This is a genomic window from Streptomyces sp. NPDC046870 (assembly GCF_040704595.1).
Lineage (GTDB): Bacteria > Actinomycetota > Actinomycetes > Streptomycetales > Streptomycetaceae > Streptomyces > Streptomyces argyrophylli.
On the sequence record NZ_JBEYXM010000025.1, the window covers coordinates 17,222 to 37,024 of the forward strand.

The 19,803-nt window shown below is 73.6% G+C and carries 20 protein-coding genes and 1 pseudogene; 11 read left to right on the forward strand and 10 right to left on the reverse strand.

All coding sequences use genetic code 11. From position 1 onward, the window contains the following. The first annotated feature begins 8 nt into the window (after nucleotides 1-8). Nucleotides 9-866, forward strand: coding sequence for an alpha/beta hydrolase (locus AB0946_RS34130; protein WP_366764557.1), 858 nt, complete (start codon nucleotides 9-11; stop codon nucleotides 864-866). Between the two features lie 29 nt (nucleotides 867-895). On the opposite strand, the gene AB0946_RS34135 is transcribed toward AB0946_RS34130, so the two are convergent. The 5 genes and pseudogenes from AB0946_RS34135 to glgX all read right to left on the reverse strand — a co-directional run bounded on the left by AB0946_RS34135 (nucleotide 896) and on the right by glgX (nucleotide 6,464). After that, nucleotides 896-2,134 carry a hypothetical protein gene (locus AB0946_RS34135; protein WP_366764558.1) on the reverse strand — a complete coding sequence of 413 codons (1,239 nt, stop codon included), beginning with the start codon at nucleotides 2,132-2,134 and terminating at the stop codon, nucleotides 896-898. Nucleotides 2,135-2,172: 38 nt separating this feature from the next. Beyond that, nucleotides 2,173-2,871: pseudogene (locus AB0946_RS34140) on the reverse strand (dolichyl-phosphate beta-glucosyltransferase); the annotation flags it as partial. Nucleotides 2,872-3,029: 158 nt separating this feature from the next. Then, on the reverse strand, nucleotides 3,030-3,590 hold the full coding sequence (locus AB0946_RS34145; protein ID WP_366764559.1) for a hypothetical protein: 561 nt from the start codon (nucleotides 3,588-3,590) through the stop codon (nucleotides 3,030-3,032). A 10-nt stretch (nucleotides 3,591-3,600) separates the two neighbouring features. Beyond that, on the reverse strand, nucleotides 3,601-4,107 hold the full coding sequence (locus tag AB0946_RS34150) for a SigE family RNA polymerase sigma factor (RefSeq protein WP_366764560.1): 507 nt from the start codon (nucleotides 4,105-4,107) through the stop codon (nucleotides 3,601-3,603). 113 nt (nucleotides 4,108-4,220) lie between these two features. After that, nucleotides 4,221-6,464, reverse strand: a complete 2,244-nt coding sequence (gene glgX, locus AB0946_RS34155; RefSeq protein WP_366764561.1) for a glycogen debranching protein GlgX — start codon at nucleotides 6,462-6,464, stop codon at nucleotides 4,221-4,223. A gap of 229 nt (nucleotides 6,465-6,693) precedes the next feature. Between glgX and AB0946_RS34160 the strand changes: the two genes are divergently transcribed. The 6 genes from AB0946_RS34160 to AB0946_RS34185 all read left to right on the forward strand — a co-directional run bounded on the left by AB0946_RS34160 (nucleotide 6,694) and on the right by AB0946_RS34185 (nucleotide 12,995). Beyond that, entirely contained in the window at nucleotides 6,694-7,917 is a 1,224-nt protein-coding gene (locus AB0946_RS34160) for an Ig-like domain-containing protein (RefSeq protein WP_366764562.1), read from the forward strand. 158 nt (nucleotides 7,918-8,075) lie between these two features. Beyond that, nucleotides 8,076-9,311 carry an Ig-like domain-containing protein gene (locus tag AB0946_RS34165; protein ID WP_366764563.1) on the forward strand — a complete coding sequence of 412 codons (1,236 nt, stop codon included), beginning with the start codon at nucleotides 8,076-8,078 and terminating at the stop codon, nucleotides 9,309-9,311. 80 nt (nucleotides 9,312-9,391) lie between these two features. Further along, the gene (locus tag AB0946_RS34170; protein ID WP_366764564.1) at nucleotides 9,392-10,159 is read left to right on the forward strand and encodes an enoyl-CoA hydratase/isomerase family protein; all 768 of its coding nucleotides are present in this window, start codon (nucleotides 9,392-9,394) and stop codon (nucleotides 10,157-10,159) included. Nucleotides 10,160-10,353: 194 nt separating this feature from the next. Beyond that, nucleotides 10,354-10,962, forward strand: a complete 609-nt coding sequence (locus AB0946_RS34175) for an ATP-binding protein (protein WP_366764565.1) — start codon at nucleotides 10,354-10,356, stop codon at nucleotides 10,960-10,962. A gap of 69 nt (nucleotides 10,963-11,031) precedes the next feature. Beyond that, the gene (locus tag AB0946_RS34180; protein ID WP_366764566.1) at nucleotides 11,032-11,808 is read left to right on the forward strand and encodes a polysaccharide deacetylase family protein; all 777 of its coding nucleotides are present in this window, start codon (nucleotides 11,032-11,034) and stop codon (nucleotides 11,806-11,808) included. After that, nucleotides 11,808-12,995 (forward strand): hypothetical protein, encoded by a 1,188-nt coding sequence (locus AB0946_RS34185; protein WP_366764567.1) that lies wholly within the window; start codon nucleotides 11,808-11,810, stop codon nucleotides 12,993-12,995. The genes AB0946_RS34180 and AB0946_RS34185 overlap by 1 nt, the downstream gene beginning before the upstream one ends. Here AB0946_RS34185 and AB0946_RS34190 read toward each other — a convergent pair. Then, nucleotides 12,962-13,615 (reverse strand): GNAT family N-acetyltransferase, encoded by a 654-nt coding sequence (locus AB0946_RS34190; RefSeq protein WP_366764568.1) that lies wholly within the window; start codon nucleotides 13,613-13,615, stop codon nucleotides 12,962-12,964. The genes AB0946_RS34185 and AB0946_RS34190 overlap by 34 nt on opposite strands. Nucleotides 13,616-13,663: 48 nt before the next feature. Here AB0946_RS34190 and AB0946_RS34195 point away from each other — a divergent pair, with 48 nt between their 5' ends. Together AB0946_RS34195 and AB0946_RS34200 are read left to right on the forward strand one after the other, a co-directional pair. After that, nucleotides 13,664-14,575, forward strand: a complete 912-nt coding sequence (locus tag AB0946_RS34195) for a MerR family transcriptional regulator (RefSeq protein ID WP_366764569.1) — start codon at nucleotides 13,664-13,666, stop codon at nucleotides 14,573-14,575. A gap of 59 nt (nucleotides 14,576-14,634) precedes the next feature. Then, complete coding sequence (locus AB0946_RS34200) at nucleotides 14,635-14,847, forward strand: EF-hand domain-containing protein (protein ID WP_014675107.1); 213 nt, start codon at nucleotides 14,635-14,637, stop codon at nucleotides 14,845-14,847. Between the two features lie 51 nt (nucleotides 14,848-14,898). Here the strand turns inward: AB0946_RS34200 and AB0946_RS34205 are convergent, their stop codons facing one another. The 3 genes from AB0946_RS34205 to AB0946_RS34215 all read right to left on the reverse strand — a co-directional run bounded on the left by AB0946_RS34205 (nucleotide 14,899) and on the right by AB0946_RS34215 (nucleotide 17,302). Then, nucleotides 14,899-15,723: an ATP-binding cassette domain-containing protein gene (locus AB0946_RS34205; RefSeq protein WP_366764570.1), complete on the reverse strand. Its 825-nt coding sequence runs from the start codon at nucleotides 15,721-15,723 to the stop codon at nucleotides 14,899-14,901. Beyond that, nucleotides 15,720-16,058 (reverse strand): hypothetical protein, encoded by a 339-nt coding sequence (locus tag AB0946_RS34210; RefSeq protein ID WP_366764571.1) that lies wholly within the window; start codon nucleotides 16,056-16,058, stop codon nucleotides 15,720-15,722. Before AB0946_RS34210 ends, AB0946_RS34205 begins: the two co-directional genes overlap by 4 nt. A 326-nt stretch (nucleotides 16,059-16,384) precedes the next feature. Continuing rightward, nucleotides 16,385-17,302, reverse strand: a complete 918-nt coding sequence (locus tag AB0946_RS34215; RefSeq protein WP_366764572.1) for an AraC family transcriptional regulator — start codon at nucleotides 17,300-17,302, stop codon at nucleotides 16,385-16,387. A 121-nt stretch (nucleotides 17,303-17,423) separates the two neighbouring features. Here AB0946_RS34215 and AB0946_RS34220 point away from each other — a divergent pair, with 121 nt between their 5' ends. Continuing rightward, nucleotides 17,424-18,416 (forward strand): zinc-dependent alcohol dehydrogenase family protein, encoded by a 993-nt coding sequence (locus AB0946_RS34220; RefSeq protein ID WP_366764573.1) that lies wholly within the window; start codon nucleotides 17,424-17,426, stop codon nucleotides 18,414-18,416. 91 nt (nucleotides 18,417-18,507) lie between these two features. Next, nucleotides 18,508-19,203, forward strand: a complete 696-nt coding sequence (locus AB0946_RS34225; protein ID WP_366764574.1) for an NAD(P)-binding domain-containing protein — start codon at nucleotides 18,508-18,510, stop codon at nucleotides 19,201-19,203. Nucleotides 19,204-19,234: 31 nt separating this feature from the next. On the opposite strand, the gene AB0946_RS34230 is transcribed toward AB0946_RS34225, so the two are convergent. After that, complete coding sequence (locus AB0946_RS34230; RefSeq protein WP_366764575.1) at nucleotides 19,235-19,792, reverse strand: glycoside hydrolase family 25 protein; 558 nt, start codon at nucleotides 19,790-19,792, stop codon at nucleotides 19,235-19,237. Between the last annotated feature and the right edge of the window lie 11 nt (nucleotides 19,793-19,803).

The window sequence follows — 19,803 nt, forward strand, 5'->3', positions numbered from 1 at the left end:
TCCCGGTCATGCCTTCCTTCTCGGCGTACGACGGGACCCGGCTCGCCTACCACGTGGCCGGGGACGGCCCCCCGGTGGTCTGTCTGCCCGGGGGCCCTACGGATTCCGCCTACCTCGCCGACCTCGGCGGGCTGTCCGCGCACCGGCGGGTGATCAGGCTGGATCTGCGGGGCACCGGCCGGTCCGCGACACCGCGGGACACCGCCTCCTGCCGTTGCGACCGGCTTGTCGACGACGTCCAGGCCCTGCGCGAACACCTGGGCCTGGACCGGGTGGACCTGCTCGCGCACTGCGCCGGCGCGAATCTGGCCGTGCTGTGTGCGAGCCGCCACCCGGACAGCGTCGGCAGGCTCGCGCTGATCACGCCGAGCGTCCGGGCCGTCGGCCTCACGATCACCGGCGACCTCCGGCTCCGGACCGCGCGGCTGCGCCGGCAGGAGCCGTGGTTCCCGGAGGCGTTCGCGGCCCTGGAGGCGATCGTGGCGGGGGAGGCCACCCCCGACCGCCGGCAGGCCGTCGCACCGTTCTTCCACGGCCGCTGGGACGCGGCGGCCCAGGCCTGCCAGGCGGCCCAGGACGAACGGACGGACCCCGAGATCCTCGCTGCCTTCGGCGCCGAAGGAGCCTTCACGCCGGCGGCCACCCGCGCCGCGCTCGCCCGGTTCCCACGGCCCGTCCTCCTGCTGGCCGGCGAGGTCGACCCGGGAGCGCCTCCCGGCACCGTGGCCGAGTTCGCGGACCTCTTCCCGGACGCCGGGCTCGTCGTCCAGTCCGGCGCCGGACACTACCCGTGGCTCGACGACGCCGACCGGTTCGTGGCCGCCGTCGAGGCGTTCCTGGGACCGGCCACCGTCTCGTCGTCATAGCCCCGGGCCGTCGCCGGCCGGGGGCCGGATCACGGCACCCCCAGTTCGAACAGCGCGTACCCGGCGTACGAGCCGGACGCCAGGGCGGCGATGCCCAGCAGCGTGCACTGTACGGGCAGGCTCAGCCGGCGCATGGCGACCGCGAGCGGCAGGAACAGCGGGAAGCAGGGCAGCAGGTAGCGGGAGATGTTGGCGACGATCTGCTGGCTGCCGAGCACCAGGACCAGGGTCAGCACGGTGTACACGACCAGCACCGCTGGCGGGCGCAGCCGCAGCAGCAGCGGCAGCAGCGCGCAGGCGAGCAGGATGACGGCGACGGAGACGACGTCCGCGAAGGGGTAGGCGAAGAGGTAGTCGAACCTGCCCACGGGCACGGACGTCAGCACGTCCAGGGTCTGCGCGCCGTAGTCGAAGCTGTGCGCCCAGGCGCCCGACTGGAGGCGGAAGTAACCGCGCAGGTCGCCCATGCGGTCGCCGACCCAGAGCAGATAGCCGAGCAGCCCCAGCGGGGCGAGGGCCGTGGCCAGCAGCGGGCGCAGGGCGCCGTCCTCCCGCCGGCGCAGGGACAGCAGCGCGGCCATGCCGAGCGCGGCGATCAGCGCGGCGGCCGTGGGCCGGTTGAGGCCGGCCGCGAAGGTGAGCACGCCGGCGGTGAGCCAGCGGCGGGTGAGGACGGCGTGGCAGGCCCAGGCGGCCAGGGCCACGTACAGCGAGTCGGAGTAGACCGCCCACTCCACCCCCGAGCCCGGCCACACCGCCCACAGCCCGGCCGCCGCGAGCCCGGCCCGCCGTCCGCCGAACCGCTCGGCGACGGCGTACACGCCGAGGGCGGCGGCGAAGGAGGCGACGATGGAGACCAGCAGCCCGGCGCCGTAGGGACCGAGGCCGGTGACGGCCGAGACCGGCCGCATCAGGGCCGGGTAGAGCGGGAAGAACGCCGCCGAGTTGCCCTCCAGCGTGATCAGGCCGGTGGCGCCCGGGACCGGGACGAGCTTCGGGTCGTAGCCGTGCAGCGCGATCTGCTGGTACCACCAGCCGTCCCAGGTGGCCAGCACGTCCCAGGGGTGTGCGCCGCCGCCGAACCGCGGGTGCTTGGTGCGGTAGTCGCCGGTGGAGGACAGCAGGTACAGGAACGAGCAGAAACCGGCCAGCTTCAGCGTGCCGAACAGGGCGAGGACCGGTCCGTGGCGGCGGAGGGCGGCCCGTGGCCGGGAGACGGGCGCGGTCTCGGGGGCCGGCGTGCGGGCGCCGGGCAGGGTCGCGGTCACCGCACCGGCCCGGGCCGGCGGCGGCTCAGGGTGCGCCGCATCCGGACGATCCCGCGCAGGTCGGCCAGGGCGGTCGCCAGGATGTCGACGCTGCTGTCCGGGTCGTCCACCCAGTCCACCGGCACCTCGTGGATCCTGAGGCCCGCCCGCTCGGCGAGCACCAGCAACTCGGTGTCGAAGAACCACTCCCCGTCCCGCACCAGCGGCAGCAGCCGCTCGGCGGTCTCCCGCCGGACCGCCTTGAACCCGCACTGCGCGTCGGAGAAGCCGACGGCGAGCGTGCGGCGCAGCAGGGCGTTGTAGCAGCGGGATATGACCTCGCGCCGGGCCCCGCGCACCACCCGGGCGCCGGGCGCCAGCCGGGTGCCGATGGCCAGGTCGGAGTGGCCGGAGATCAGCGGGGCCACCAGCGGCAGCAGTGCGGTGAGCCCGGTGGACAGGTCCACGTCGAGATACGCCAGCACGGGCGCCCGGGAACCCGACCAGGCGGCCCGCAGTGCCCGGCCGCGGCCCTTCTCGGGCAGCCGCAGCGAGACCACCTCCGGAAGTTCGCCGGCGAGCCGGGCGGCGATGACCGGGGTCCGGTCGGTGCTCGCGTTGTCGGCGACGGTGATCCGGAACGGGTAGGGGAAGCCGTCCCGCAGATGCGCGTGCAGCCGCCGGACGTTGGGCTCCAGGTCCTTCTCCTCGTTGAACACCGGCACGGTCACGTCCAGGACGGGGTCCTCCTGGGGCATCGGCACGGGGGTGCGCCGGGGGGCCGCGACCGGTGACGCACTCGGTCGGACCGGTCGTACCGATCGGCTCGGTCGGATGTATGTCACGTAAGTACCTGTTTGTTCCAGTGGACAGGGCGCACGGAAGGGCATGCGCGGGCAGGGCTCGGAAGGCGGGGCTAGTCGCCCGCCGCCGCGGTGGCCGGTGGCGTGGTGCTGTCGCCCCAGGCGGTGGCCGTGGCCGTCGGCGGCCGCTGCGTGGCGGTCGTCGAAGTCTCCGGGGCGGTGGGCGGGGCGGAGGTGGTCGCGGTGTCGCCCGGTGACGGCAGGTCCGTCGGCGTGGACGTCGGCGTGGACGACGGCGTGGACGAGGAGGGCGGCGGCGGTCCCGGCGTCCCGGACGGCGAGCCTGACGGCGAGGCGCTCGGCGTGGGCGCCGGGCTCAGCGCGGGCCGGGGGTGGGGGGCGGTGGGCCGGTCGGCGGTGTGGCCGTGCGGCCACAGGAACAGGCCCAGGCCGAGCCCGGCCACCGTCAGGACGCAGCCGGCGGCCCGGCGCGCGGCGCGCACCCGGCGCCGGGCGCGGACACCCGCGCGCAGCGCCTCCCGGTGCCGGACCTCGAACGGCACCGGCTGCCGGGCCTGGTGCATGAGCCGCGTCAGCTCCCGCTCGAAACGGTCCGTGCCGTCCGGCGCGGCCATGCGGTCTTCCCCGTGATCCGTGCGGTCCCTGCGCTCCATGGGTCCTCCCTCACCCCACCGGCTCGATGACGTCGGCCAGCAGCCCGCGGAGCCGGGCCACGCCGCGCGCGGCATGGGACCGGGCCGTGCCCACCGGGCAGCCCAGTGCCTCCGCGACCTGCCGGTCGGGCAGGTCCTGGTAGTAGCGCAGGACCACGGCGGCCCGCTGCCGCGGCGTCAGCTGGGCGAGCGCGGCCTCCAGCCGGGACCGCTCGGCCACGGTCGCCGACACGTCACCGGACGCCGCCACCTCGGGCAGCTCCTCCACCGGCCGTTCGCCCCACCAGCGCCGCCGCGCCGAGCGGGCCGCGGCCCGCGCCAGCACCTTGCGCACATACGCCTCCGGCGCCTCGTCGGCGACCCTCGGCCAGACGAACCACAGCTTCACCAAGGACTCCTGCAGCAGGTCCTCGGCGCGGTGCCGGTCCCCGCCGGTGAGCAGACGGGCGAGATGGAACAACACCGACCAGCGGGCCGCCACGAACGCGTCGTACTCACCGGCCCTGGTCTGCTCCATCCCACGGTCCCCGTCCTCGCCGGCTCTTCCTCCACCAGGGGTAAGGCACTGGGCCCCCGGCGGCGCTGCACCAGGCGGGCGTGATCCGTGTCACGCACGGCTCCCGCGCAGGTTCAGGAGACCCTCAGCAGCAGCACCGTCCGCGCCGGGACCGTGATCTGCGCCCCCGCCCGGTGGACCGTGCCCGGCGCCCGGTCCTGCTCCTCCGCCGAGGTGTCCACGACCACCTCGTACCGCTGCGCCCACGGCGGGCCGGGCAGTACGAAGCCGGTCGGGCTCTCGCCCGCGTGCAGCACGGCGAGGAAGCTGTCGTCCACCACCGGAGCGCCCCGCTCGTCGCGGCCCGGGATGTCCCGGCCGGACAGGTACATGCCGAGCGTGGCGGCGGGCGCGTACCAGTCGCCCTCGGTCATCTCCGCGCCCCGCGCGGTGAACCAGGCCAGGTCGCGCAGCCCGTCCGCGGTCTGGGCGCGGCCGGAGAAGAAGGCCCGCCGGCGCAGCACCGGATGCCGGTGGCGCAGCGCGATCAGCCGCGCGGTCAGGTCGTACAGCGCCCGCCAGCCGGGCTGCTCCAGCAGCGACCAGTCCAGCCAGCTGATCTCGTTGTCCTGGCAGTAGGCGTTGTTGTTGCCGCGCTGGGTGCGGCCCAGTTCGTCGCCGGCGACCAGCATGGGCACACCGGTGGACAGCAGCAGGGTCGTCAGCAGGTTCCGCAGCTGCCTGCGGCGCAGGGCCCGTACGCCCGCGTCGTCGGTCTCGCCCTCGGCGCCGCAGTTCCAGGAACGGTTGTCGTCCGTGCCGTCCCGGTTGTTCTCGCCGTTGGCCTCGTTGCGCTTGGTCTCGTACGACACCAGGTCGCGCAGGGTGAAACCGTCGTGCGCGGTGACGAAGTTGACGGAGGCGTAGGGGCGCCGGCCGCCCCAGGCGTACAGGTCGCTGGAGCCGGAGAGGCGGTAGCCCATCTCGCGCACGTCGGGCAGGGCGTGCCGCCAGAAGTCCCGGACCGCGTTGCGGTAGCGGTCGTTCCACTCGGTCCACAGGGGCGGGAAGGCGCCCACCTGGTAGCCGCCGGAGCCGATGTCCCACGGCTCGGCGATCAGCTTCACCCTGCGCAGCACCGGGTCCTGGGCGATGACCGCCAGGAACGGGGAGAGCATGTCGACGTCGTGCATCGAGCGGGCCAGCGCCGCCGCCAGGTCGAAGCGGAAGCCGTCCACGCCCATCTCCGTCACCCAGTAGCGCAGCGAGTCGGTGATCAGGCGCAGCACCTGGGGGCGGACCACGTGCAGGGTGTTGCCGCAGCCGGTGTAGTCGGCGTACCGGCGGGCGTCGTCCTGGAGCCGGTAGTAGCCGCGGTTGTCGATGCCCTTCAGGGACAGCGTGGGGCCCAGCTCGCCGGCCTCCGCGGTGTGGTTGTAGACCACGTCCAGGATGACCTCGATGCCGGCCGCGTGCAGCGCGCGCACCATGCGCTTGAACTCGCCGACCTGCTGGCCGGTCGTACCGGAGGCCGCGTAGGCCGCGTGCGGGGCGAAGTAGCCGATGGAGTTGTAACCCCAGTAGTTCCTCAGGCCCCGGCGCAGCAGGTGGTCCTCGTGCGCGAACTGGTGCACCGGCAGGAGCTCCACGGCCGTGACGCCCAGCCCGACGAGGTGGTCGATCGCGGCCGGGTGCGCCAGTCCCGCGTAGGTGCCGCGCAGCTCCTCGGGGACGCCCGGGTGCAGCTTGGTGAAGCCCCGCACGTGCAGCTCGTAGATCACCGAGTCGGCCCACGGCGTCTTGGGGCGCCGGTCGTCGGACCAGTCGTCGTCGTCGTGGACGACGACCCCCTTCGGGACGTACGGCGCCGAGTCCCGCTCGTCGCGCACGGTGTCGGCGACCGACTGGTCCGGCCAGTCCCGCACGTGCCCGTACACCTCCGGCGGGAGGCCGAACTCGCCGTCCACCGCGCGCGCGTACGGGTCCAGCAGCAGCTTGGCCGGGTTCCAGCGGGCGCCGGTCCACGGGTCCCAGCGGCCGTCCACCCGGTAGCCGTAGCGCTGGCCGGGCATCACCCCCGGCACGAAGCCGTGCCAGATCTCGTGCGTCAGTTCGGTCAGCGGGATCTGCGTCTCCCGGCCGCCCTCGTCGAAGAGGCAGACCCGGACCGCTTCCGCCCCGGCCGCCCACAGGGCGAAGTTGGTGCCCGCGACCCCGTCCGGGCCGACCCGGAACCGGGCCCCCAGCGGGGTCGGCGCACCCGGCCACACGGCCGGGACGGGCGGTACGGCCCGCCGGGCGCCGTTCACCGCCGCCGGTTGCCCGCTCCCCGCGGCCGGCACCCCGGCCGGTGCCCGCTGCTCGGCTGCGCTCGTCACTGTCGCCCCTCTTCCCAGTGGCTCGCCCGAGAGGCGCGGCCGGCCGCGCCGGGCGGCCGGGGCGCTCCCGGCACCCCGGCCACCCGGTCCGGCCGCGCCCCGACGGCTCCGACGCGGGCCGGGGGTCCCCTGCGGGGAGACCCCCAACGTGTCGTCCTTCCCTCTGTTCTGCCCAGCGCGTGGCTCGCACTCACGTTTCCCCGGAGCGGGCCCGGTCGTTGGGTCTCGTGTGAGGCACGCAACTGGACGCGCACGGCGCGCGGGGGCCGCGCTGGCCGCCGTACTGACATGGGCGGGGCTGCTCGCGGGCTGCTCCATGGACGGCTCGGGCCCCCTGGGCATGGGCGGGCCGCTGGGCAAGCCCCCGGCTCCCGAGGACGTCATCCGGGTGAACCCCGACGACGGCAGCAAGGCCGTCCGTCCGGGTGACCGGCTACAGGTACGGGTGCCCGGCGGGCGCCTGGAGAAGGTGACCGTGGTCAGGTCGCAGGACGCGCAGGAGACCCCGGTCCGCGGGCGTATCAGCGAGGACGGGCTGACCTGGCGGCCCGACGAGGACCGGCTGGCGCTGGCCGCCCGGTACACCGTCGACGCGGTCGCGCTGGACTCCCACGGCCGCCGCTCGGCCCGGCACACCACGTTCACCACCTACGTCCCCGACCGGCGGTTCATCGCCTACGTCAGCCCCGAGAACCGCGCCACCGTCGGCACCGGCATGATCGTCTCGCTCTCCTTCAGCCAGGAGATCACCGACCGTGCCGCCGTCCAGCGCGCGGTCCGGGTGAGCGCGCGGCCCCCGGTGGAGATCCGCCCGCACTGGTTCGGCAAGGGCCGCCTGGACTTCCGTCCCGAGCGCTACTGGAAGCCCGGCACCGAGGTGACCGTCGACCTGAACCTGCGGGACGTCGAGGGCGCCCGCGGGATCTACGGCCTGCAGGACAAGACGTTCACCTTCACCGTCGGCCGCAGCCAGGTCTCCGTGGTCGACGCGGCCCGGCACACCATGGACGTCCGGCGCGACGGACACCTCCTCGCCACCGTCCCCATCACCGCGGGCGCACCCAAGCACCCCACGTACAACGGGAAGATGGTGGTGATGGACATGCTGGAGGTCACCCGCATGAACAGCCAGACGGTCGGCCTGGGCGCCGAGTACGACATCCCCGACGTCCCGCACGCCATGAAGCTCACCGACTCCGGCACCTTCCTGCACGGCAACTACTGGGCGCCGGACGCCCCCGGACAGGTCAACGTCAGCCACGGCTGCGTCGGCCTCATGGACGTCAAGGGCGGCGGTTCGGACACCCCGGCGGGCTGGTTCTTCGACCGCAGCCTCGTCGGCGACGTCATCGAGGTGGTCAACAGCAAGGACAAGACCGTCGCCCCCGACAACGGCCTCGGCGGCTGGAACATGGGCTGGAAGGAATGGAAGGCGGGCAGCGCGGTGAAGTAACCAGGTGAGGGGGCGCGGCGCGCGGCGCGGGTGCCGGGCGGAAGTTGCGACGGAACGGTGACATTCGCCTGACACCCCGCTCAAATCCTGGCAGTTAATATGCGCGCACAACGTGGTGGGGAGCGGGCCTGATCAGGGCCGCTGGAGGGGAGAACAACGTGAACACGCGGCCTGTGGCGGGGGCGTCGGCTCGGGGGCGACGAGGCCGTGGGGCACTGGCGGTCATAGCCGGCGCCCTGGCGCTGTCGCTCGCCGCCTGCGGCGGGGGCGACGACTCGGGCTCCGGTTCCGGGGACGGCAAGGGCAAGGACGCCGGCGGCCGCGAGGGCGGGCAGTCCACGGCCGCGGTCAGCATCGCGCCCGCGTCCGGCGCCACCGGCGTCGACACCAGCGGGGCGCTCAAGGTCGGCGTCGCCCGGGGCAAGCTGACCGAGGTCACCGTGAAGGACGCCAAGGGCGAGAAGGTCGAGGGCGCGATATCCGGCGGCGGCGCCTCCTGGACGCCGTCGACCCATCTGGCCGCCGGCACCAAGTACACGGTGCACGCGGTCGCCAAGGACTCCGCGGGCCGCGAGGCCGCGGAGGACTCCACCTTCACCACGCTGACCCCGAAGAACACCTTCGTCGGCTACTTCACCCCCGAGGACGGTTCCACCGTCGGCGTCGGGATGCCGTTCTCCATACGCTTCACCCGGGGCATCACCAGCCCGGAAGCGGTCGAGAAGGCCATCCGCATCAAGACCGAGCCGGCCGTCGACGTCGAGGGCCACTGGTTCGGCAACGACCGCCTGGACTTCCGCCCCGAGAAGTACTGGAAGGAAGGCACCAAGGTCACCGTCGACCTCGACCTGGACGGCGTCGAGGGCCGCGACGGCGTCTACGGCAAGCAGCGCAAGACCGTGAAGTTCACCATCGGCCGCAACCAGGTCTCCGTCGTGGACGCCAAGAAGCACACGATGAAGATCACCCAGGACGGCAAGGTCGTGAAGACCATCCCGGTCACCACCGGCAAGCCCGGCTACGACACCTGGAACGGCCAGATGGTCATGAGCGAGAAGCTCACCGTCACCCGGATGAACGGCGAGACCGTCGGCTACGGCGGCGAGTACGACATCAAGGACGTCCCGCACGCCATCCGCCTCACCAACTCCGGCACCTTCATCCACGGCAACTACTGGGGCGGCGACGCCTTCGGCAACTACAACGCCAGCCACGGCTGCGTCGGCCTGCGCGACGTGCGCGGCGGCTACGACAGGTCCGTCCCGGCGGCCTGGTTCTTCAACCACTCGCTGATCGGTGACGTGGTCGTCGTCAAGAACTCCCACGACGCCACGGTGGCCCCCGACAACGGCCTCAACGGCTGGAACATGTCGTGGGCCGACTGGAAGAAGTGAGCCTCGTCCGACGTGAGGGCCCGGTGCTGTGACCTACGGCACCGGGCCCGTTGTCGTTAGTGGCCGTTAACCTGACCCCCATGACCGTCACTCTCGAAGTCGCCGAAGGCGTCGGCACCCTGCGGCTCGACCGGCCGCCGATGAACGCGCTGGACATCGCCACCCAGGACCGGCTGAAGGAGCTCGCCGAGGAGGCCACGGACCGCGACGACGTGCGCGCCGTGGTGATCTACGGCGGCGAGCGGGTGTTCGCGGCGGGCGCGGACATCAAGGAGATGCAGATCATGGACCACGCGGCGATGGTCCGGCGCTCCCGAGCCCTCCAGGACTCCTTCACCGCCGTCGCCCGCATCCCCAAGCCCGTCGTCGCGGCCATCACCGGCTACGCCCTCGGCGGCGGCTGCGAGCTGGCCCTGTGCGCCGACTACCGCATCGCCGCCGACAACGCCAAGCTCGGCCAGCCCGAGATCCTGCTCGGCCTGATCCCGGGCGCCGGCGGCACCCAGCGGCTGCCCCGGCTGATCGGCCCCTCCAGGGCCAAGGACCTCATCTTCACGGGCCGTCAGGTCAAGGCCGACGAGGCCCTCGCCCTCGGCCTGGTGGACCGTGTCGTGCCGGCCGCCGAGGTGTACGAGCAGGCGCACGCCTGGGCCGCGCGGCTCGCCCGGGGCCCGGCCATCGCGCTGCGCGCGGCCAAGGAGTCCGTCGACACCGGTCTGGAGGCCGACATCGACACCGGGCTCGCCGTCGAACGGAACTGGTTCGCCGGTCTGTTCGCGACCGAGGACCGCGAGCGCGGCATGCGCAGCTTCGTGGAGGAGGGTCCGGGCAAGGCCAAGTTCGTCTGACCGTCAACCGTGTGAACGCCCCGAAGACTTTCGTGCGGGGTCTTGCAATTGACGCGTCGTCTCATTCTGGTCCCCCGATGGGGCGGTTCATGGGAGCCTTGGCGCAACCTTGAGCCTGCCTCGTCGAGGGGGTCGGACGATTGCCTGGAAGTGAGCCGTCGCCGCAGGTCAACCGGGCTGCGCCGGACATCGACATGCCAGCGGCATATGCCGATCGGCGGGTGCGGGACGGGGGCGTGCGGGGGGCGTATTCCTCCGGAACGGCCCCCAAGACGGCTCCGGACGGCCATCATGGGGGCATGGCGGGGCTGGAGGGCATCGAACAGCCGCGGGGAGACAGCCGTGCGGCCGCGGCGCGCTGGTCACCCGCGGTCGAGGACGAACAGGGGCTCAAGGCGCTCGAACTGTTCGGGAACCCGACGGAGGCGGAGGTCCCGCTGCCGTCCCGCCCGGAGTCCGCGGCCACCGCCCGCCGGCTCGCCCAGGTCGTCGTCCTGCGCACCTGGCGGCTCACCCCCAAACTGGCCGAGGACACCGTCCTGCTCGTGTCGGAACTCGTCGGCAACGCCGTACGGCACACCGGCGCCCGCGTCTTCGGCCTGCGGATGCGCCGCCGCACCGGCTGGATCCGGGTCGAGGTCCGTGACCCCTCGCGCGGGCTGCCCTGCCTGATGCCGGTCCAGGAACTGGACGTCAGCGGACGCGGACTGTTCCTCGTCGACAAACTGGCCGACCGCTGGGGCGTGGACCTGCTGCCGCGGGGCAAGACGACGTGGTTCGAGATGCGGGTCGCCGACCGCTGAGCCCGGCGGGGCGTCCGGTTGCTCCATCCGCGGCGCCAATCGCCCTGTTTCTTACCGATCGCCCCTTAAATGGTGCAGGTGACCCCCACCCACCGCCGTGATGTGCTGCGCACCGGCGCCGGAATCGTCGCCGGCGGTGCGCTCGCCGCCGGATGCGGCACCGGACACGCCGTCCGGCCCCCCGTCCCCGCCGCACCCGTGCGCTCCCCGTCGGCACCCCCGCCGGAACCCCGCGCCTACCCCGGCCGGCCCGCCCAGATCACCCACGGCCCCCGCACCCGCCCCCAGGTCGCCCTCACCTTCCACGGCCAGGGAGACCCCGCCCTCGCCCGCGCACTGCTCGACACCGCCGAACAGCGCGGCGCGCGGCTCACCGTGCTCGCTGTCGGCACCTGGCTGGACCAGCACCCGGACCTCGCCCGCCGCATCCTCGACGGCGGCCACGACCTCGGCAACCACACCCAGCGGCACATCGCCGTCAACACCCTGCCCGAGGCACAGGCCCGCCGGGAGATCACCGACTGCGCCGCGCGGCTCAAGCGGCTCACCGGCTCCATCGGCACCTGGTTCCGCCCCTCCCGCGCCCCGGCCGCCTCCCCGCTCGTCGCCCGGCTGGCCCGCGCCGCCGGCTACCCGCACGTGCTGTCGTACGACGTCGACTCGCTCGACTACACCCGCCCCGGCGCCGCCGCCGTCACCCGCGAGGTCCTCGCCGGCGCGCGCAACGGATCGGTGGTGAGCCTGCACTTCGGATACCCCGACACCGTCGCCGCCCTCCCCGACGTCCTGACCGAACTCGGCCGCCGCGGACTGCGCGCGGTCACCACCACGGAGCTGCTGAGCTGATGCGAACCACGAAAGCCGCCCGCCTGCTGGCCGCCGGTGCCGCCGTCACCGCCCTGACGCTGCTCTCCGCGTGCGGCGGCGGGTCCCGCGACCACGCGGACGAGCCCGTCGGCAGCATGGCGCCGGTCCAGCCGAAGGTGAAGAAGCCGCTGGTCGACGTGTTGCCGGGAATGCCACCGGTGGACGACCCGGCCGACCTCTACGCCGCCGACCGGCCGAACCGGCTCTCGCCCGTGGTCAAGGGCTTCCCCTCCCGGGTGTACGTCCCCAACACCAACTCCGACACCGTCACCGTCATCGACCCCGCCACCTACCGGATCGTCGAGACCATCCGGGTCGGCCGCCAGCCCCAGCACGTCGTGCCGTCCTGGGACCTGAAGACCCTCTGGGTCAACAACGACCTCGGCAACAGCCTCACCCCGATCGACCCGCGGACCGGCCGGGCCGGCGAGCCGGTCTCCGTGCACGACCCGTACAACCTGTACTTCACGCCCGACGGCAAGTACGCCGTCGTCATGGCCTCCATGGACCGCCAGCTGGTCTTCCGCGACGCGCACACCATGAAGGTCGTCAAGGCCCTCCCGGTCAGCTGCTACGGCGTCAACCACGCCGACTTCTCCGTGGACGGCCGCTACTTCATCGTCTCCTGCGAGTTCAGCGGTGAGATCCTGAAGGTCGACACGGCGCGGATGAAGGTGGTCGCCCAGGAGAAGCTGCCGTTGCACGGCGCCATGCCGCAGGACGTCAAGATCTCCCCGGACGGCAAGCTGTTCTACATCGCGGACATGATGGCGGGCGGCCTGTGGATCCTGGACGGCGACAAGTTCACCCGGCCCCGGTTCCTCGCCACCGGCAAGGGTGCCCACGGCCTCTACGTCAGCCGCGACTCCCGCGAGATGTACATCTCCAACCGGGGGGAGGGCACCATCTCGATCTTCGACTTCACCCGGAACCGGCTCACCAAGAAGTGGCACCTGCCCGGCGGCGGCAGCCCCGACATGGGCGGGGTCTCCGCCGACGGCAAGGTCCTGTGGCTCTCCGGCCGCTACAACGCCGAGGTGTACGCCATCGACACCCGCACCGGCGCCCAGCTGGCCCGCATCAAGGTCGGCAGCGGCCCGCACGGCCTCGCCGTCTACCCCCAGCCGGGCCGCTACTCACTGGGACACACCGGCATCTTCCGCTGAAGCAGCAGTTCCGCGCCCACCGGACGGTACCCGGCGGCCTGGAACGCCCGCAGGCTGCGGGCGTTCCCCGGCGCCACCTGGGCCCACAGCGGCTCCGCGGCCAGCTGCCGGGCGGCGGTCACCAGCAGCCGTCCGAGCCCCCGGTGCCGGGCGTCCTCGGCCACCTCGACCGACACCTCCAGCCGCCCGGCGAGCCCGCGCCCCATGACCAGCACCCCTCCGTCGGCCACCCAGGCCCGCACCTCGTCCCGGCGCTCCCGGGCGTACCGGATCCGGGGGTGCCCGGCGTCCTCGATCTCCGTCAGCGCGAGCGGGGGTCCACCCGGCAGCGGGTCGCCCACCAGCACCGCGTCGACGGTCTCGGCCCGGCGTCCGGTCCGGTCCAGGAGGGCGGTCAGGAAGCGCGGGTTCATCGTGGCCGCCAGGGGATCGCAGTCCAGGCCGCGCAGCGTCTCGTGCACCCACTCCGGGTCCTCGTCGGTGACGACCACCGAGTGCGCGGTGAAGGACAGCACCCCGGCGTCCCGCGGCGAGGGCTGCGCCACGACCGTCGTGCCGCCGTCCGCCGGCGGGAAGACACCGGCCGCCGCCGCGTCGAGAATGTCCCGCAAGGTCTCCAAGGCCCGCTCCTTGAGTCTCCACCCACTGGAAGGCCCAGACTCGCAGACATGATCGAGGACGGCACCGGACTTCTCACCATCGGCGAGCTGGCCCGCGCCACCGGACTGAGCGTGCGCACCATCCGCTACTGGTCCGACGCGGGCGTGCTCACCCCGGTGACCCGGTCCACCGGCGGCTACCGGCTCTACGACGCCGAGGGCGCCGCCCGCCTGGAGCTGATCCGCACCCTGCGCGAGCTGGGCCTCGGCCTGGCGGACGTGCGCGCGGTGCTGGCCGGCGAGCGGACCGTGGCCCAGGTCGCGGCCACGCACGTGGCGGCGCTGGACGCGCAGATCCGGTCGCTGAGGGTGACCCGCGCGGTGCTGGCCGCCGTGGCGCGACGCGGAGCGACCGCAGAGGAGATGACACTCGTGAACAAGCTGGCCCGGCTGTCCGCCGCCGAACGGCAGCGGATCATGGAGGAGTTCGTGGCGGAGACGCTGCGCGGGCTCGACACCGTGGACCCGGACGTCCGGGAACGGATACGGCGCACCGCCGTCCACCTGGCGGAGGACCCCACGCCCGAGGAGGTGGACGCCTGGGTGGAGCTGGCCGAGATGCTCCAGGACCCGGCGTTCCGGGCGCAGATGCGCCGGGCCGTCGAGTTCAACGCGGCCGACCGGCGGCCCGGCGAGCCGCGCGGGCGGTCCCTGTGGTTCGCCAGGCGGCTCGTGGAGCTGGTGGCGCCGGTCCGCGAGCGCGGCGTCGACCCCGCCGGGCCCGGCGCGGAGGAGGTGCTGGGCGAACTGTTCGGCGACGCGGACCGGGGCGAGGTACTGGAGCGCATGACGGCCGGCTTCGACGAGCGCGTGGCCCGCTACCGGGAACTGGTCGCCGTGGTGAACCGGCAGCCCGCGCCACCGCACGCCGAGGACTTCGCCTGGGTGGTCGCCGCACTCCGCTCTCGTGCGGGCCGTTAACCTGACCAGCGTCAGTACGCCAGCACGGCATCAGAAACACGAACAAAAGGGGCGGATCGGTGGCGGACATCGAGGAAGCACGCAAGCAGTTCCAGCGGATCGACGCGGACGGTGACGGATTCATCACCGCAGCGGAGTTCAAGTCCGCCCTCGCGCAGCAGGGTGACTGGAACGTCACCGAGACGGTCGCGGAGGCCGTCATCAAGACCCGCGACCTCAACGGCGACAAGGTGCTGTCGTTCGACGAGTTCTGGGCCTACCTGAGCAAGTGACCCGCCGGCGACAGGGGGTGCCCGCGCCGAGCGGCCCGGGCACCCCCTTCGTCACGCCGTAGCGCCCTCATGACGGCGCGCCCCGCGCCGGATCCGCACGCTCCAGCGCCCCTCGTGCCGCTCCAGCGCCAACGGCAGGTCGAAGCACTTGCCGACCTGGTCACCGGTGAGCACCGACGCGACCGGCCCCGATGCCAGCACCCGTCCGTCGCGCAGCAGCACGGCGTGCGTGGTGCCCGCCGGCAGTTCTTCCAGATGGTGGGTCACCAGCACCGTCGCCAGCGCCGGATGAGCCGCCCGCAGCTCCTCCAGCGCATCGATCAGCTGTTCCCGGCCGGGCAGGTCCAGGCCGGTCGCCGGCTCGTCCAGGAGCAGCAGCCGCGGCTCGGGCATCAGCGCCCGCGCGATCAGCGTCCGGCCGCGCTGCCCCTGCGAGAGCGTCGGCCACCGGGCGTCCCGCAGCGCCCCCAGTCCCAGCGTGGCCAGCAGCGCCTCGGCCCGCTCCGTCTGCTCCGGGGTGGGCCGCCACCGGGGGACCGGCTCGACCGAGTTCGTCGCCCCCGTGAGCACCACGTCCCGCACCCGCAGCGGCGAGGTCAGCGGATGGCGCGGGTCGACGTGCCCGACCAGGGTCCGCAACTCGCGCAGGTCCACCCGGCCCAGCCGGTGCCCGAGCACCTCCACCGCGCCCCGGGTCGGATGGACCACCGCCCCGAGCAGCCCGAGCAGCGTGGACTTGCCCGCGCCGTTGGCGCCGAGCAGCGCCCAGTGCTCACCGGCCCGGACGGTCAGCGAGACCTCCTGGAGGATGGGCCGCCCGTCCCGGACGACGTGCACGTCCTCGGCCCGCAGCACCTCCGTCGTCGCCTCCGTCATCGCGCCGCCCGGTTCACCGCGGACGGCACCGCGCACAAGGCGGCCGACGGGCCCGTGCCCGTGCCCCAGGCCGTGACGCCGCCGGCCCGGCACTCCGCGAAGGCCGCCGTCCCGTCCTCGGCGAAGGCGGTCAGCGGGCCGGCGCCCGTGCCCCCGTGGCCGCCGACGCGGTTCCCGGCCTCCCGGGCGCGGCGGGCGCGCACGGCCGCGTAGGGGTGCCGTGGGTGCGCGGGAAGGCGGTTGCGGTGCTCCACCGGCTCCCGTACGGCGTCGATGTCACCAGGGCCGACCATGGGGTCGGCCCCTTGGGCGCGGAGGCTGAGGGCGAGGGTCACCAGGTCGACGTTACCGGTGCGCTCACCGTCGCCGAACAGGCGGCCCGCCCCCGGACCTCGGCCGGGGGACCCCCAGGGCACCGGCCGGCACGGCGAGTTCGGCGCAGGCGACCCCGGTGCCGGGTCGTTGTGCGGATGCATCGGGAGGACCCCGGCACCGGCGACGACACCCACGCCGCGATGGCCGACGCCCTCGCCGCGGCGGACGCCCTCGCCGCGGCGGACGCCGACCGCGTGGCGACCGTCCTGCCGACGGAGCCGGACCGGACGCCGGAGCCGCTGCGCGAGCGGGGATCACGGGGCACGCGGGACGCGGCCCGGACGGTTCAGGACACCGCGCCGCGGTACCGGCCCGGCGCCACCCCGTGCTCCCGTTTGAACGCCTTGGCGAAGGCGAACTCCGAGGTGTAGCCGGTCCGCCGGGCCACCTCGCGCAGGGACAGGCCGTCGTGGCGCAGCAGCCGGGCCGCCGTCGTCATCCGCCACCAGGTCAGGTACGTCAGCGGCGGCTCGCCCACCAGAGCCGTGAACCGGCGCGCGAAGGCCGCGCGGGACAGGCCGCCGGCGGCGCCCAGTTCCGCGACCGTCCAGGGCCGGTCCGGCTCGCCGTGGATCGCGCGGAGTGCCGCCGCGACCGCCGGGTCGGCCAGCGCCGCCGACCAGCCCCGGTCCCGGCCCGCCGCCCGCTCGCTCTCCCACCAGGCCCGCAGGATGTACAGCAGCAGGGTGTCCAGCAGCGAGGTGACGATTGCGTCGGTGCCAGGCCGCCCCTCCTCCAGCTCCATCCCGAGCAGTTCCACCGCCGCCCGCAGCGAACGGTTGCCGCCCACCCGGGCCGGCAGGTGCACCACCTCGGGCAGCTCGGCCAGCAGCCGGTGCGCCCGGTCCCGGTCGAGCCGGTAGGTCCCGCACAGCGTGACGGTGTCCGGGCAGCCCTCGCGCGGTGCGTCGGGCGGTCCGCCCCAGGTGCCGTCCGGCAGCCGCCGCATCTCCCGCGGCGTCACGTCCAGCCCGCTGACCAGCGCGTGCCCCTGCCCGTGCGCCAGGAAGACGACATCCCCCGGTGCCAGCGCCACCGGCTCCCCGTCGTGCGGGACCAGCCAGGCCGAGCCGCGCAGCACCACGTGGAACCCGGCCTCGTCGGAGCCGGCCCACCGCTGGCCCCAGGGGGCGTACTGGTACCGGCGCGCGGAGTGCGGCCGGCCCGTGCGCATGGCGGCGACCACGTCGCTGAGCACGTCCATGCGGCGACTCTAACGGGCGTACGGCGACTCTAACGGGCGTACGGCAAAGGGAGACGACCGGACAGGAAACCGAGAGGGAAGGACATGGATCGTCCACGGCACGGGACTTAGCGTCGACGGCATGACAACCACCGCACGTACAGTGCTCTTCCACGAACTCGGCGGCCCCGACGTCCTCGGCGTCGAAGAGGTCGAGCTGCCCGCGCCCGGCCCGGGCGAGGTCCTGGTCACGGTGGAGGCGCTGGGCCTCAACCGCGCCGAGGCCCTCTTCCGCGCGGGCGGCTACTACTACCAGCCGACCCTGCCGGCCTCCCGCAACGGCTACGAGGCGGCCGGCGAGGTCGAGGCCGTGGGCGAGGGCGTCACCGGGTTCGCGCCGGGCGACAAGGTGCTGGCCGCCGCCAACTTCGAGCTCAGCGCCCACGGTGTGCACGCCGAACGGGTCCTGCTGCCCGCCGACGCCCTCGTCCCACGTCCCGACGGCGTCGACGCGGTCACCGGCGCCGCCGTCTGGCTGACCTACACGACGGCCTACGGCGCCCTGGTCGAGCGGGCCGGGCTGGTCCCGGGGCAGCGGGTGCTGATCACCGGTGCCTCCAGCGGGGTCGGCACCGCCGCGATCCAGGTCGTCCGGCGCGCCGGCGCCGTCCCCGTCGTCACCACCCGCACCGGGGCCAAACGGCGGCAGCTGCTCGACCTGGGCGCCGAGCACGTGATCGTCAGCGAGGACGAGGACGTGGTGAAGGAGGCCCGCAGGGTGACCGGCGGACGGGGCGTGGACATCGTCCTGGACGCGGTCGGCGGCCCCGGCTTCGCCGCGCTCGGCGACGCGGTCGTCCCCGACGGCACTCTGGTCAGCTACGGCTGGCTCGACGAACAGCCCATCCTGCTGCCCAGGCAGTGGCCGCTCACCGTCCACGGATACGCGAACTTCGTGATCACCGGGAATCCGGAGGGCCGGCACCGCGCCGCCCACTACCTCGGCGCCGGCCTCGGTGACGGCACACTGCGCCCGGTGATCGCCGAGGTCTTCGACGGTCTGGACCGGATCGCGGACGCCCACCGGCTGATGGAGTCCAACGAGCACACCGGAAAGATCGTGGTACGGATCTGAGCGCGTCCGGCACCGGCCGGGCAGCCGTCACCCGTTCGGCGCGCGGCGCGGAATAGGCCGGGATCCGGTGAGGTTGACCCGAGGACATTCCATGCATGCGCATAGACCATCCGGAGGGTCAGCCATGAAGATCGGCATCATCGGCGCGGGGAACATCGGCGGCAACCTCACCCGGCGGCTCACCGCCCTCGGCCATGACGTCTCCGTCGCCAACTCCCGGGGCCCCGAGACGCTCCGTGACCTGGCGGAGGAGACCGGCGCGACCCCCGTCCGGGCCGAGGAGGCCGCCAAGGGCGCCCAGGTCGTGGTCGTCACGGTGCCGCTGAAGGCGGTCCCGGACCTGCCCGCCGGCCTGCTGGACGGCGCGGCCGAGGGCGTCGCGGTGATCGACACCGGCAACTACTACCCGCAGCAGCGGGACGGCCGGATCGCGGCCATCGAGGACGAGGGCATCACCGAGAGCCGCTGGACCGAGCAGCACCTGGGCCACCCGGTGGTCAAGGCGTTCAACGGCACCTACGCCCAGGACATCCTGGACCGGCCGCGCCCCGCGGGCGACCCCGAGCGCATGGCCCTCCCGGTCGCCGGCGACGACGAGGCGGCCAAGCGGACCGTCCGCGGCCTGATCGACGAACTCGGCTTCGACACCGTCGACGCAGGCACCATCGCCGACTCCTGGCGCCAGCAGCCCGGCACCCCCGTCTACGGCCTGCGCGCCGGCGCGGAAGCGGTGCGCAAGGCCCTCGCGGAGGCGTCCCCGGAGCGTCCGGCGGACTTCCGGGGCTGACCCCGGCGGGGCGGAAGGGGCCACGAACCCGTCACGCGCTCGTGGCCCATTCCTTCAGCGCCGCCTTGCTCGCGAAGTCCGCGACGTCCTTGTCGTGGGGATCGCTGGTGTACTGGTGGAACCGCCACTTGGCCTTGATCCGGGGACTTCCCGCGGTGACGTAGTCGGCGATCCACAGCCCGTCCCCGGCGTAGGAGGTGGTGTCGACGTTCAGCCAGAAGTGGCGGTTGCAGTAGAGCACCACCCGGTTGTCCGGCCTCAGTTCCTTCAGCTTGCGGATGAAGCGGTCCTTCTCCGCGTTGCTCGCGTGGGTGCCGTCGCCGGTGGTCTCCCAGTCGACGGCCAGGAGATCACCGCGGCGGTCCGGGGCGTGGCTGAGGAAGTACTCGGCCTGGGCGGTGAGGTTGCCGGGCCACAGGAAGTGGTAGAAGCCGACGACCAGACCCGCGTCACGGCCGTGCCCGGCCTGGGCCGCGAGTCTGGGATTGACGTACGAACGGCCCTCCGTCGCCTTGATGAAGACGAAGGAGAGACCGCTCGTCGCGTAGGAGGAGGACTGGTAGGCGCTCACGTCGATGCCATGCAGCATGTGAAGGTTGT

What these genes read in the sequence shown, in the direction of transcription:
- AB0946_RS34130 (WP_366764557.1), top strand. Translation starts at nt 9, where the DNA reads ATGCCTTCCTTCTCGGCGTACGACGGGACCCGGCTCGCCTACCACGTG.
- AB0946_RS34145 (WP_366764559.1), bottom strand. Translation starts at nt 3,590, where the DNA reads ATGGAGCGCAGGGACCGCACGGATCACGGGGAAGACCGCATGGCCGCG.
- AB0946_RS34150 (WP_366764560.1), bottom strand. Translation starts at nt 4,107, where the DNA reads ATGGAGCAGACCAGGGCCGGTGAGTACGACGCGTTCGTGGCGGCCCGC.
- AB0946_RS34170 (WP_366764564.1), top strand. Translation starts at nt 9,392, where the DNA reads ATGACCGTCACTCTCGAAGTCGCCGAAGGCGTCGGCACCCTGCGGCTC.
- AB0946_RS34175 (WP_366764565.1), top strand. Translation starts at nt 10,354, where the DNA reads ATGCCAGCGGCATATGCCGATCGGCGGGTGCGGGACGGGGGCGTGCGG.
- AB0946_RS34180 (WP_366764566.1), top strand. Translation starts at nt 11,032, where the DNA reads ATGGTGCAGGTGACCCCCACCCACCGCCGTGATGTGCTGCGCACCGGC.
- AB0946_RS34185 (WP_366764567.1), top strand. Translation starts at nt 11,808, where the DNA reads ATGCGAACCACGAAAGCCGCCCGCCTGCTGGCCGCCGGTGCCGCCGTC.
- AB0946_RS34195 (WP_366764569.1), top strand. Translation starts at nt 13,664, where the DNA reads ATGATCGAGGACGGCACCGGACTTCTCACCATCGGCGAGCTGGCCCGC.
- AB0946_RS34205 (WP_366764570.1), bottom strand. Translation starts at nt 15,723, where the DNA reads ATGACGGAGGCGACGACGGAGGTGCTGCGGGCCGAGGACGTGCACGTC.
- AB0946_RS34215 (WP_366764572.1), bottom strand. Translation starts at nt 17,302, where the DNA reads ATGGACGTGCTCAGCGACGTGGTCGCCGCCATGCGCACGGGCCGGCCG.
- AB0946_RS34220 (WP_366764573.1), top strand. Translation starts at nt 17,424, where the DNA reads ATGACAACCACCGCACGTACAGTGCTCTTCCACGAACTCGGCGGCCCC.
- AB0946_RS34225 (WP_366764574.1), top strand. Translation starts at nt 18,508, where the DNA reads ATGCATGCGCATAGACCATCCGGAGGGTCAGCCATGAAGATCGGCATC.
- AB0946_RS34230 (WP_366764575.1), bottom strand. Translation starts at nt 19,792, where the DNA reads ATGCTGCATGGCATCGACGTGAGCGCCTACCAGTCCTCCTCCTACGCG.